Consider the following 11,784-nt stretch of genomic DNA (forward strand, 5'->3'; position numbering starts at 1 on the left):
CCGCTGTGCCGTCGTTCACGGCCGAGGTGACCGAGGTCCCCGATGAGCGGATCGATGTCGCGATCGAGGGCAGCGGCTACGAGGATGTCCCGGCGCTGCCGGGCCAGTCTGAGCCGCACGCATACTTCACCCTGATCGAGAAGGGCTCGGATCTCGCCGACGTCGGCCAGGCCGACACCGCCATCTCGGCTTCCATCGCAGAGGACGGCACGGTCAGCGACACGCTCTCCGTTCCCGCCGACGAGCTCGACGCGACAGCCGAGTACGAAATCATCTCCTGGCCCTCACGCTCCTTCCCCACCGAGGCGACCCTCTACGCCCGCGCCGACATCACGATCGACTGGGCGGCACTCTTCCCCGAGGAAGAGCCGACCTGGGACCCGCAGCTGAGCGTCGCCCCCGCGACGGACCTGGACCCGGAGGGTGACACGGTCACCGTCTCGGGCGAGGGCTACAACCCGGCGCAGGGTCTCTACGTGTTCCTCTGCGAGGATGTCGATCTTCCCGCAGACCTGTGGCAGCTCGCTCTGGGCTGCCGCGACGGCGCCGCGCTGGTGACGCCGTCTGAGGACGGCACCTTCGAGCTCGAGTACACCGTCAAGCAGCTGAACGATGGCGCTACCGCCGTGTACACGGCAGCGAACCACACGGCGCAGACCGATCGCACGCAGGATGCCAAGGCGACCCTCGCGTTCGCCGAGCCGGTCGAGCCGCAGCCCGCCGTCCCGTCGTTCACGACCGATGTGACCGAGGTCGCGAACGACCGGATCGACATCGCGATCGAAGGCTCCGGGTACGGCGACGTCGTGGCGCTGCCCGGTCAGAGCGAGCCGCACGCGTACTTCACGCTGATCGAGAAGGACGCAGACCTCTCGGATGTGACCGACACCCAGTCGGCGATCTCCGCGACGATCGACGCAGACGGCAACGTCAGCGACGTCCTGCCGATCCCCTCTGAGGAGCTCGACCAGACGAAGAGCTACGAGGTCATCTCCTGGCCCTCACGCTCCTTCCCAACCGACGCCAACCTCTACGCCCGCGCCGACATCACCATCGACTGGGACGCCCTCTTCCCCGAGGCGCCGCAGCCGGAGGAGCCGGTCTTGACGGTGACCGGTGCTGACGGCGAGGCCCTCACTTCGGTCACGCAGGGCGACGAGGTCACCTTCTCGCTGAGCCCTGTCGAGGCCGGCACGGAGTTCGAGGTCACGATCGAGTCCGACCCGATCACGCTCCCGGACCTTGCGGTCGCCGACGCGGACGGCATCGCCCAGGCGACCTGGACCGTCGCCGAGGACTTCGAGCCCGGTGAGCACACCGTGACCTTCGCATCCGCCTCCGCGTCGTACAGCGCGGTCTTCGAGGTGCTCGCCGCGGACGGAGAGTCCGGCGGGTCCGACGACGAAGGCGACGACAACGGCGCAGGCGGCGACGACAACGGCGACGGTGCGGACGACAACGGCAGCACCGCAGGCGGCAACAGCACCGCAGGCGGCAACGACACCGCAGCGACGGGCGACGGCGGGTCCGCGAACGGCCAGCTCGCCGTGACCGGCACCGACGGAGCAGGTATCGCACTCTCGGCCGCGGCACTGCTGATGCTGTTGGGCGCGGGAGTGCTCGTGATGGCGCGACGCCGCTCAGCGACGGCCGATCAGGTCTGACGCGAGCTGTGATCCAAGGGTCGGATGCCTCTCTCATCGCGAGGAGAGGCATCCGACCCGCTGTACGAGAGAACGTCCCCGAGAACCGTAGGAAGTGATTTCCGTGGCCCGATCCGCGTGGTCCCGCAAGACCCTCGCCCTCGTCATCGCGACAGCCGTCGCGATCGGCATCCCGATCACCTCCGCACCGGCGGCCAGTGCGGCCGAGACCCCGTCGTTCACCACCGGGGTGACCGAGGTTCCGAACGAGCGGATCGACATCGCGATCGAGGGCGCCGGATACGGCGATGTGGAGGCGCTGCCCGGCCAGGACGGCCCGCACGCGTACTTCACGGTGATCGAGAAGGGGTCGGATCTGGCGGCAGTGGAGGACACACAGGCCGCGATCTCGGCGAACATCGACGCCGACGGCAGGGTCAGCGAAACGCTGGCCGTCCCCGCCGCCGATCTGAACACCGGGACCGAGTACGAGGTCATCTCATGGCCGTCGCGGTCGTTCCCGACCGACGAGAATCTGTATGCGCGTGCCGACATCGTGATCGACTGGGATGCGCTGTTCCCCACCGGCGCGCCGGACAGGGCCATCGTCACGCTCTCCGCCGACACCGCCTCGGCATATGCGGACCAGGAGATCACGCTGACCGCGACGGTCACCCCGGACATCGCAGGCACGGTCACGTTCCTGCGCGGCGCCGACCCCCTCGACGCCGCCGTGCGCACGGCCGACGGCACTGCCGCGCTACGGACGAAACTGCCGGTCGGCGACCACCGCATCACCGCGTACTTCGCACCCGATGACCAAGCGTATGCGGACTCGACATCCGATCCGGTGGCGATCACCGTGACGGAGCGATCGACCGAAGGCAGCCTGCAGTGGGGCGTGAAGAGCAACTTCCGCAGCTATGTCACCGGGAACATCGCGAACGGCCGCATCACGGTGGCCGAAGGAGCGCAGCAGGCTGCCGGCAACGGTGTCTTCACCTTCCCGCAGGCCTCATCCGGCACCGACTGGAACGGGCAGACCGGCACCGTGCAGTACGCCGGACAGGCGACCTTCTACGGACACAGCGGCGCACTGAACCACACTGTCGCGAACCCGCAGATCCGGGTGACGAGCGCATCCAGTGCCGACCTGCGGATCGACTACCGAGGCTCCACCATCACGTTCGCGACCATCGACCTGTCCACCGCCACGAAGCAGCAGCTGGACGGGGACGCCGTGCGATTCAGCAGCGCCGCCACGACGCTGACCAGTGCCGGTGCGCAGTTCTTCTCCTATCAGGGGCACGAGTTCTACAGTCCCGGCGAAGCGCTGGATCGCGTCACGTTCACGATCGGCGCGCCGAGCGACATCGACACCAGCGAGCCTCCGACCACACCAGCGGGGAACGAGACGAACGATTCGCAGCAGCAGGCAGCACCCGCGAGCGCCAGAAGCACAGCATCCGCCGGTTCACTGACCTGGGGCGTCTCCAGCGCGTTCGTCGCCTACACGACCTGCGCCGGCATCGAGCGTTTCGGATACTCGCACTGCGCGAAGGGATCCATCTCCTCCAGCGGCGTGGGGGACGGCTACCTGTTCCCGCAGGCTGAAGGCGGCGATTGGAACGCCGAGACGCAGACGGGGACCGTGAACTACTCGGGCGTGGTCAGCTTCCAGGGCTACGGCATGACGATGTTCAGCGTGTCGAATCCGTCGATCACGGTATCTGGCCCCGGCTCCGCCACGCTCCACACCGGGAACACGGCGAGCTTCGGCTCTTCGTCCTACGCGTTGGACCTGTCGTCGGCGACGAAGTCGGTCGGCGAGAACGGCGAGGTCACCTGGTCGGGAGTCGCCGTCCGCGGATCGCTCACCGGCGGCCCCGGAGGCGGCAGCCAGAACAGCATCACCTTCAACGACCTCAGCTTCACCGTGGGCACCCCGAGCAGCCAGACGTTCGGCACCACCTCGGCGGGCGACTCCGAGAGCGGTTACGAAGCCGCGGCGACGCCGCCGAGCACGGACGGTCTCGAAGTGCTCACGCCCGCCGACCGGATCCGCGAGGGCGGGCGCATCCAGGTGCAGGCGTCGGGCTTCGACCCCGGTGACAGCGGCGTACTCGTCGTCCTCTACCCGAGCGGCGCCGACGCGGAGCCCATCGTGCTCGACGACGCCGCGAGCGCCGATGAGGACGGCCAGGTGCACTGGTCCGGCACGCTCCCCGACTCGGGCACGGGCGACCATGTCCTCACTCTGCAGGGAAGTGCGGATGCCGGGGCCGAGATCGACATCCTGGAGAAGAAGTCCGCGTCGACGACGTTCTCCTCCGCCGCTCCCGAGGTGGCCACGCCCGCCGCGGCCGCGCTGCTTCCTCTGCCATCGGGCGGCATGGCGCTCTGGGAGTGGTGGGTGATCGCGCTGAGCCTCGTCTCCATCGCCGGATGCACCAGCGTGCTGGCGATCCGGCAACGGCGCTCCAACCAGACACAGCAGAAGGACTTCGCATGAACTCGAATCTCGTCTCCCGCATCGGCGTACTGGCGGCCGCGGCCGCCCTTGCGGGTTCGGCGCTGCTGGTCGCTCCGACCGCAGCATCCGCTCAGACCTCCGATGCCGCGTGCGAGGTGACCGGCAGCACGCTGAGCTGGGGCGTGAAGGAGAGTTTCCGGGCCTACATCAGCGGATCGATCGCGAACGGGTCGTGGGAGACGTCTGACGGCGCCGACTACGAGACGCCCGAGTTCGTGTGGACCGGCGGCACCGGAACCTTCGATCCCGAGACGGGAACGGGATCAGTGTCCTTCGTGGGAACCGTGCACTTCACGGGACACGACGGCGTTCTCGACCTCACGCTGGCGAACCCCACCGTGGAGTTCGAGAGCGGCGGCAGCGCCGCTCTCCTGCTCGACGCCCGCAGCACCGACATGGAGGGCGAGGTCGCCGTCGACACCGCCCAGGAGTGGGTCGGCGATATCACCCTCGACGGGGATCTCATCCCTTCAGACGGCGTGCTCGATATCGCCGAGCAGCCGACGACGCTGACGAACTCAGGCGCTGCGGCCTTCGCGGGCTTCTACGAGGCCGGGGTCGAGCTCGATCCCGTGAGCGTCACGCTCGAGCTCGACGGCTGCGACACCGGGGTGTCGACGATCTCCGAGGAGCCCGTTGCCGAGGAGCCCGTCGCTGCCGCACCGATCGCCGAAGAGGAGACCGACATCCCGTGGCTGCCGATCGTGATCGGCGGCGTGGCCCTCATCGTCATCGGGCTGACCACCGGGCTGCTGCTCGGCGGTCGCCGGCCCCGGCCTGCCCCAGAGTCGGCTTCGGACGCGGACCGCACCCCCGTCGATCCTCCGGCGGACGCGCAGTGACTGTCATGCCCCGGCGGCGTCGCGTCGCGCTGGTCGCAGGCCTCGCCGCCGTCCTGGTGCTGATGGCCGGATGCTCCGGCACCGTGCACGGCTCCGTCGAAGAGGGCACGTCACAGCAGCCTGCACTGTCGGAGATCACGGCGCTCGAGGATCCGCATGCCCACGAGGGCCCCTCCACGGCTGTGCTGCTCGACGCGGCGATCGAGCCGATCACCGCGGATCCTGAGCAGCAGCTGCCCACGACCGTCACCTCCTACACCCAGACGGGCGACGAAGAGCAGTTCGAGATCACCGAGACCGAGCGCGTGGTCGCCGTGGATCTCGCCGGGTCGATAGCGGCGAGCGTTTGGGCGCTGGGCTTCGGCGAGACTCTTGTCGGCGTCGACCAGTCGACGACGTTCTCCGGCACGGAGGACCTCGAACGGGTCACCTCCGGTGGCCACACAGTCAACGCCGAATCGATCATCGCCCTCGCTCCCGACGTCGTCATCACCGACGGCACCGTCGGCCCGCGCGATGTCATCGAGCAGTTGCGGGATGTCGGCATCACTGTCGTGTTCGTGGACAACGACCCCTCGTTCCAGGGCGCCCAGGATCTGGTGCGCCAGGTGGCAGGCGTTTACGGTGCGCCCGAGGCCGGCGAGAAATTGGCCGAACGGATCGGGCAGGAGATCGATGCGACCATCGCCGAGGTGGCCGAACTCGTCCCCGACGACGAGGCGGACCGCCTGCGGATCCTGTTCCTCTACCTGCGCGGCAACGCCGGCGTCTATTACCTGTTCGGCTCCGAATCCGGGGCGGACGATCTCATCTCCGCGCTCGGCGGCGTGGACGTCGCAGGCGAGCTCGGCTGGGAGGGTATGCGGCCGATGACCGATGAGGCGCTCGTCGCAGCCGACCCCGATCTGATCCTCACCATGACGGGCGGCATCGAGTCCGTCGGCGGCGTAGACGGCCTGCTGCAGGAGAAACCTGCCGTCGCTCTCACAACGGCAGGTGAGAAACGCCGCATCGTCGATATGGAAGACGGCGCGATCCTCTCCTTCGGCCCCCGTTCGGCAGCGGTGGTCGACGCACTCGCGCGAGCGATCTATGCACCGGACTCCGTCGGCACCGACTCGGCCGGCACCGACGACGAATGAACCGCGACCTCACCCAGATCGAAGCTGGGCCGAGCGTCCGATCGCGCTGGAGCAGACGTGTCATCGTCATCGTGGTGATGATCGTGCTGCTCGCCGTCGGCATCCTGCTGTCCGCGAGCCTCGGGCAGCTGCCGATCGGCCCGGGCCAGGTGATCGGATCTCTCCTGCGCGGCGTCGGGATCGATAACGCGTGGGCGCCGGAGGACCCGCTCATCGAGCAGACCCTGTGGCAGATCCGCTTCCCCCGCGTGATCATGTCGTTGCTCGTCGGCGCAGCCCTCGCCGTCGCCGGAGGCGTGATGCAGGCGGTGTTCGGCAACCCCCTCGCCGAGCCGGGTGTGGTCGGAGTGTCCTCCGGTGCGGCGCTGGGCGCTGCCACGGCGATCACCTTCGGGCTGTCATTCCTCGGCGGCTGGACCGTCGCTGCCTTCGCCTTCCTCGGAGGACTCGCCGCGACTTTCGTCGTGTACGCGACCGCCCGCGCGCAAGGACGCACCGAGGTCGTCACACTGCTGCTCACGGGCATCGCGATCAACGCCTTCGCGGGTGCGGGTCTCGCCCTCATCACCTTCCTCGGCGACACGCAGAGTCGTGAGCAGATCGTCTTCTGGCAGCTCGGCTCCCTCAACGGATCCCGCTGGGACGAGGTCTTCATCGTCGCCGTCGTCGGACTCGCGGCGATCGCGGTCGCCCTCCTGCTGGCGCCGCAGTACGACCTGCTCTCGCTCGGCGACCGCACCGCGGCCCACCTCGGGATCAAGGTGGAGCGCCTGCGGATCGTCTCGGTCGTGATCGTCGCGCTCATGACCGGCGTCGGCGTCGCCTTCGTCGGCATCATCGCATTCGTCGGACTCGTCGTGCCCCATCTCGTGCGCATGCTCCTCGGCCCCTCCCATCGCTGGCTGCTCACGGTGTCAGTACTCGGCGGCGCTGCTCTGCTCGTGTGGGCCGATCTGCTCGCCCGGACACTCGTGGTCGCATCCGATCTGCCGATCGGCATGCTCACCTCGCTCATCGGAGGACCGTTCTTCTACTGGCTGATCCGGCGCAGCCGGCGCCAGGCCGGAGGTTGGGGATGACCCGTCAGCTGAGCCTGGGGTGCGCCCAGCGTCTCGAATCCGTGAGCTATCGAGTAGGCGGCGTCACCCTCGTGGAGGACGTCGGCATGGACGTCCGCTATGGCGAGGTGCTCGCTCTCGTGGGACCCAACGGCGCCGGCAAATCAACGCTTCTGGGGCTGCTCGCGGGCGACCTGGCGCCGACAGCAGGGGTCGTGAATCTGGACGACCGCGCTCTCGGCGAGTGGAACCCGAAGGAACTCGCCCGAGCCAGGGCCGTCCTGCTGCAGTCGAACCAGGTCGCGTTCTCGTTCACCGCGCAGCAGGTGATCGAGATGGGAAGGGCTCCGTGGATCGGCACCGATCGCTCGGATGACGATCCACGCGCCATCGAAGACGCGATCGCCGCCACGGACGTGCGGCACCTGGCCTCGCGGGCGTTTCCGACGCTGTCCGGAGGCGAGAAGGCACGAGTCTCGCTCGCCCGCGTGCTCGCACAGGACTCCCGCATCGTCCTGCTCGACGAGCCGACGGCCGCGCTCGACCTGCGGCACCAGGAGGACGTGCTGCGCATCGCGCGGGGCCTCGCGATCGAGGGGCGCGCCGTGATCGTCGTGCTGCACGATCTGTCGCTCGCCGCCGCGTACGCCGACGTGGTGGCGATCCTCGCGGACGGCCGCCTGGTCGCCCACGGCAGCCCGGACGAGGTGCTCACTGCGGAACGCGTCGAGGACGTCTATGACACGCCCGTCCGCGTGTTCCGCGACGAGGACACCGGGCGTCCGATCATCATTCCCCGCCGGGCGCTCTGATCCAGCGGGAAGGGCGACCCCGCGCGAGGCTCAGCCGTACGCGGCGTACACGTCGGCGGCTTCGGCGACACGATGGTTGTAGTCGATGTTCGGGTTGTAGTCGGCGACGGCCGTGATCCAGTTCTGCGCAACGGTGAGGTCGCCGCCCACATCGCACAGATAGTGAGCGGCGGCCAGTGCCGCATCGTCGATCTGATCGGGGTCGCGCCGTCCATCCGCGTTGCCGTCCCGCCCGTAGATCTCCCAGGTGCCGGGGATGAACTGCATCGGACCAACGGCTCTGTCCCAGACCTGGTCGCCATCGAGGCGACCGCCGTCCGTGTCGGCGATGTGCGCGCTCGCCGTGCCGTCCAGCGCGATGCCCACGATCGACGGAGACACGACGCCGTCGCCGCCCAGCACCGCGCCCTGCGCGGCGCCGTGGTCGGACTCCACCAGTCCGATCGCGGCGAGCGTGTTCCAGCCGAGTCCGCACCGCGGGTACACGTCGGAGACGGCGATCGCGGCTCCCGCATACGCGTCGAGCGCGCGTGCCGGGATGCCGGAGGCATCGGACACTCGCGCGACCCAGCGCGGATCCGCCAGCCCGGTGACGGGGGCAGGTGTCATGGATGCCGGATCCGGGGTCGGTGACGGTGCATCGGTCGGTGCCGACTCGACGGGGACGCTGATGATGGCCGGAGACGGATCGACGGCCGGCGCCGGTGAGTCCTGGCCAGTGACGAGAAGGAGTACGGCCAGGGCGATGGTGATGAATCCGCCGCATCCGCAGAGCACCACGAGTGCCATCAGCCCCGCACTGCGACGACCCGGCACAGGAGGCAGGAGGTCCTCCTCCTGCGCGGCATCGGGGGCGCTCTCCCACAGTGCGGTGAACTCGTCATCCTCCCGGATGCCTGTCATCAGAGCGCCCTCCGTCATCATCGTGCCGTCGTCATCGTGCCGTCATCCTCGTGCGGAGCGTCGGCGCATGAGAAGAACGCCTCCTGCGATGAGACCGAGGATCCCCGCCACGATCAGCGCCGTCGCGGGCTCCGCCCCCGTCGTCGCGAGAGCCGCGTCGCGTGAGCCCGAAGCATGGCCAGCAGGATCCGCGGCGCCTCCCGTGGCGACCTCGATGGCGTCACCGCCGTCTTCGTCGGAGGACACGGGCGGTTCGGCCGCGAGGGCGACGGTGAGAACCGCCGGCTCCGAGAACAGCTCGAATCCGTCTCCGGTGACCACGGCCCGATACCTCTCGCCATCCTGGACGGCGTTGACCTCCGCGATCACCAGACGCTCTCCGATGGCACCGGGAATATCGGCCCAGTCGCCGTCGCTGAACCGCTGCCAGCGCACCGAGTACGGCGCGCTCGCTGCGACATCAACCGTGAACGCGGCATCCGCGCCCTCGGCGACATGGATGCTCTGCGGAGAAGAGGCGATGACCGGCGCAGCCGTGATCTGTTCCGACAGGTACGACAGTGTGATCGGCAACGGCTCCTTCGAGGAATCGGTGGAGACCCCGCTGCCCGCGAAGAACAGGTTGATGCCGGGGTTCAGCAGCGCGACGAACTCGTTCGGGAACGATGAGTCGAAGCCGTTGGCCCACGTTCCCGCTCCGCCTGCCTGCCCCTCCCAGTTCAGGGGTGTCTGCAGCACCGTCGTTCCGTCCGCCCCGGGGTGCGAGGTCGCGCCCGAGAAGGTGGCGATCGCAACTCGCACGGGACCGTAGGCCTGATCGAGGCTGCCGATCCGGTAGAAGCCGGAGAACTCTGCGGTGATGTACCCGTCGCCGTCGGCGCCGATGAGCACCTGGGGATCGGTGAAGACCCAGGTGTTCGCGGATCCGCTGGTCAGCTGCGCGGATCCGCTGAAGGAGATGGTGCTGGCGCCGGCGGCATCCGTGCTCCCGATGCCGCCATGGAAGGTGAACGGCCGGCTGTAGTACGCGCGAAGCTCGTCGAGGGTGCTGCCGGGTGACGACTCGGGGAGCGTGATGTCGCCGGAGAGGACCTGGCGCTCGAAGCCCACCGAGAAATTGCTGAACCAGATGTTCGCGATGCTCCAATCGAGGGTCGCGCCGGTGATCTCGGCGACGGGCTCCCCCACGACAACATCCGGCACCATGCGATCCGTGTCGACGACACGGTAGGTCATCGATGCGGATGCCGACGGGAGGTGGGTGCTCGAATCGGGCAGGAAGCGCGCCGTCACCGACCTCGCGCCGGAACCGGCCCAGTCATCGGTCTCGATCGCGGCGCGCCCTTCGCCGTCGACCTGGGCCGATCCCAGCAGCACTTCGCCGTCGTAGAACTCAACTATTCCGGTCGCCCCTGCCGGCGTGACCGTCGCCGAGACCGGAGCAGCCCGGCCGAGCAGGTAGACGGCGGTGTCGCCCTGCACCGGGAACGCCACCTGGACCCCCGTGCCGATCGCCTCAGTCACCCCGTCATCAGCCGCCCCGTCATCCGCTGCGAAGGCCGCCGAGGGCGACAGCATCAGCACGACCGCGAGTGCTGCCGCCCCCAGCATCCCACCGCGTCTCATTCCGAGACGTCCAGCTCGCGAATGACCTCGTACGCCTCATCGCCATCGCCGGTGAAGACGAGCGATGCGCTTCCCTCGGCGACGGCGGTGATCGATACGTTCCTGGTCGCGTCACCGCTGCCCGGGTCATCGACCTCGAGCACCAGCGGATCGGAGCTCTCCGCGCGCCATGACACACCGGGAGTGTCCACCAGCACGGTCAGCACATCGCCGACGGCGAGATCCACCTCAGCGACTTCGAGCTCCGCGAGAGAGATGCCGGGAGTCTCGACGGATTCGGATGCCGTCGGCGACGCGGTCGATGCGTCATCGCCCGGTGCACAGGCGCTGAGGAGACCGGTCAGCGCGAGCAGGACGACAAGGGAAGCGGCTGCTGCTGGGCGCAGGCGCGTCATGCCCGGTACTCCTCGAAGCGTGCGTCGAGATCGGCGAACACCTGATTGTTCATCCGGTACGCAAGTCGGACCTCGTCTTCGATGAGACGGATCTCGTCCTCGCTGAACGATGCGGCATCCAGCAGCTCTCGGTAGCGCACTTTGAAGGCGGCGGGGTCGGGGATCTCGGAGAACTCGTAGAACGTCGCTCCGGCACCTCGTTCGAGGCCGTATGCGCGGCGGTGCATCTCGCCGATCTGCTGCCCGCCCGAGAGGTCGGCCAGGTAGCGGGTGTACTGGTGTGCGACGTAGTGCGGCAGAGAGTCGCCGGCGTTCTCGTCGATGCGATCGGTGTACGGGCGCAGGCCCTCCGGGAATTCGATGCGGTCAACGGCGCCGTCTCCGAGCCAGTGCTCCAGATCTGCTCGGAGCGAAGGCAGACGATGCAGTTCAGGAAGCCAGAAGGCGAAGTCGTCGCCGAGACGTTCGCGCTGTTTCTCGGCCGTCTGCTCCAGGGAGCGGTAGATGTAGTAGTGATGCACGGCCTGCGCCGCGGCGCCCTCGGGGGTGAGCCCGCCGCGCGTGTACGCGTCGTAGTAGTGCGAGGGTCCTGAGTCGCCCGAGTCGGTGTGGCCTCCAAAGGAGACCTGGCGCAGGCGCTGGGAGAGCGCGGGAGTGTCAGTGGTCGTGGTGGTGGTCATTCCTCGTCCTTCAGGTGAACGGGTGGGTGGTGGGGGGCGGGGGCCCCCCCACCCCCCCCCACGGGGTTTATAAACGGGGGCCCCCGGGAGTCGCCGGCGCGCCCCCCGCACGAACCCCCCCGGGCCGGGCAGCACCAGGGGCGCCCCCCC

Annotated in this window: 9 protein-coding genes and 1 pseudogene; 6 read left to right on the plus strand and 4 right to left on the minus strand. The window is 68.7% G+C overall.

Going from position 1 to position 11,784, the window contains the following annotated elements:
• From ACTIAO_RS09945 to ACTIAO_RS09970, 6 genes and pseudogenes are all read left to right on the plus strand, one after another.
• Nucleotides 1-1,664: pseudogene (locus ACTIAO_RS09945) on the plus strand (hypothetical protein); the annotation flags it as partial.
• Nucleotides 1,665-1,767: 103 nt separating this feature from the next.
• The gene (locus ACTIAO_RS09950; protein ID WP_441838862.1) at nucleotides 1,768-4,155 is read left to right on the plus strand and encodes an HtaA domain-containing protein; all 2,388 of its coding nucleotides are present in this window, start codon (nucleotides 1,768-1,770) and stop codon (nucleotides 4,153-4,155) included.
• The gene (locus tag ACTIAO_RS09955; protein ID WP_441838860.1) at nucleotides 4,152-5,018 is read left to right on the plus strand and encodes an HtaA domain-containing protein; all 867 of its coding nucleotides are present in this window, start codon (nucleotides 4,152-4,154) and stop codon (nucleotides 5,016-5,018) included. The genes ACTIAO_RS09950 and ACTIAO_RS09955 overlap by 4 nt, the downstream gene beginning before the upstream one ends.
• A gap of 5 nt (nucleotides 5,019-5,023) precedes the next feature.
• Nucleotides 5,024-6,160, plus strand: a complete 1,137-nt coding sequence (locus ACTIAO_RS09960; protein WP_441838864.1) for a heme/hemin ABC transporter substrate-binding protein — start codon at nucleotides 5,024-5,026, stop codon at nucleotides 6,158-6,160.
• A complete protein-coding gene (locus ACTIAO_RS09965) occupies nucleotides 6,157-7,239 on the plus strand; it encodes a FecCD family ABC transporter permease (RefSeq protein WP_441890305.1) in 1,083 nt (360 codons plus the stop codon). Before ACTIAO_RS09960 ends, ACTIAO_RS09965 begins: the two co-directional genes overlap by 4 nt.
• Nucleotides 7,236-8,030 (plus strand): heme ABC transporter ATP-binding protein, encoded by a 795-nt coding sequence (locus ACTIAO_RS09970; RefSeq protein WP_441890303.1) that lies wholly within the window; start codon nucleotides 7,236-7,238, stop codon nucleotides 8,028-8,030. Before ACTIAO_RS09965 ends, ACTIAO_RS09970 begins: the two co-directional genes overlap by 4 nt.
• A gap of 30 nt (nucleotides 8,031-8,060) precedes the next feature.
• On the opposite strand, the gene ACTIAO_RS09975 is transcribed toward ACTIAO_RS09970, so the two are convergent.
• From ACTIAO_RS09975 to ACTIAO_RS09990, 4 genes are read right to left on the minus strand one after another with little or no spacing between them, the layout of a single operon-like run.
• On the minus strand, nucleotides 8,061-8,933 hold the full coding sequence (locus ACTIAO_RS09975) for a lytic murein transglycosylase (RefSeq protein ID WP_441890301.1): 873 nt from the start codon (nucleotides 8,931-8,933) through the stop codon (nucleotides 8,061-8,063).
• A gap of 42 nt (nucleotides 8,934-8,975) precedes the next feature.
• Entirely contained in the window at nucleotides 8,976-10,544 is a 1,569-nt protein-coding gene (locus tag ACTIAO_RS09980) for an Ig-like domain-containing protein (protein WP_441890299.1), read from the minus strand.
• Between the two features lie 11 nt (nucleotides 10,545-10,555).
• Nucleotides 10,556-10,954, minus strand: coding sequence for a hypothetical protein (locus ACTIAO_RS09985; protein WP_441890297.1), 399 nt, complete (start codon nucleotides 10,952-10,954; stop codon nucleotides 10,556-10,558).
• Nucleotides 10,951-11,634, minus strand: a complete 684-nt coding sequence (locus ACTIAO_RS09990) for a heme oxygenase (biliverdin-producing) (RefSeq protein WP_441890295.1) — start codon at nucleotides 11,632-11,634, stop codon at nucleotides 10,951-10,953. The genes ACTIAO_RS09985 and ACTIAO_RS09990 overlap by 4 nt, the downstream gene beginning before the upstream one ends.
• Nucleotides 11,635-11,784 lie beyond the last annotated feature (150 nt).

The organism is Microbacterium sp. (assembly GCF_052099035.1).
In the GTDB taxonomy this organism is placed as follows: Bacteria; Actinomycetota; Actinomycetes; order Actinomycetales; family Microbacteriaceae; genus Microbacterium.

Excerpts from the sequence above, each read along its gene's own strand:
- ACTIAO_RS09955 (WP_441838860.1), top strand. The coding sequence starts at position 4,152 with ATGAACTCGAATCTCGTCTCCCGCATCGGCGTACTGGCGGCCGCGGCC.
- ACTIAO_RS09960 (WP_441838864.1), top strand. The coding sequence starts at position 5,024 with ATGCCCCGGCGGCGTCGCGTCGCGCTGGTCGCAGGCCTCGCCGCCGTC.
- ACTIAO_RS09965 (WP_441890305.1), top strand. The coding sequence starts at position 6,157 with ATGAACCGCGACCTCACCCAGATCGAAGCTGGGCCGAGCGTCCGATCG.
- ACTIAO_RS09970 (WP_441890303.1), top strand. The coding sequence starts at position 7,236 with ATGACCCGTCAGCTGAGCCTGGGGTGCGCCCAGCGTCTCGAATCCGTG.
- ACTIAO_RS09975 (WP_441890301.1), bottom strand. The coding sequence starts at position 8,933 with ATGACAGGCATCCGGGAGGATGACGAGTTCACCGCACTGTGGGAGAGC.
- ACTIAO_RS09980 (WP_441890299.1), bottom strand. The coding sequence starts at position 10,544 with ATGCTGGGGGCGGCAGCACTCGCGGTCGTGCTGATGCTGTCGCCCTCG.
- ACTIAO_RS09985 (WP_441890297.1), bottom strand. The coding sequence starts at position 10,954 with ATGACGCGCCTGCGCCCAGCAGCAGCCGCTTCCCTTGTCGTCCTGCTC.
- ACTIAO_RS09990 (WP_441890295.1), bottom strand. The coding sequence starts at position 11,634 with ATGACCACCACCACGACCACTGACACTCCCGCGCTCTCCCAGCGCCTG.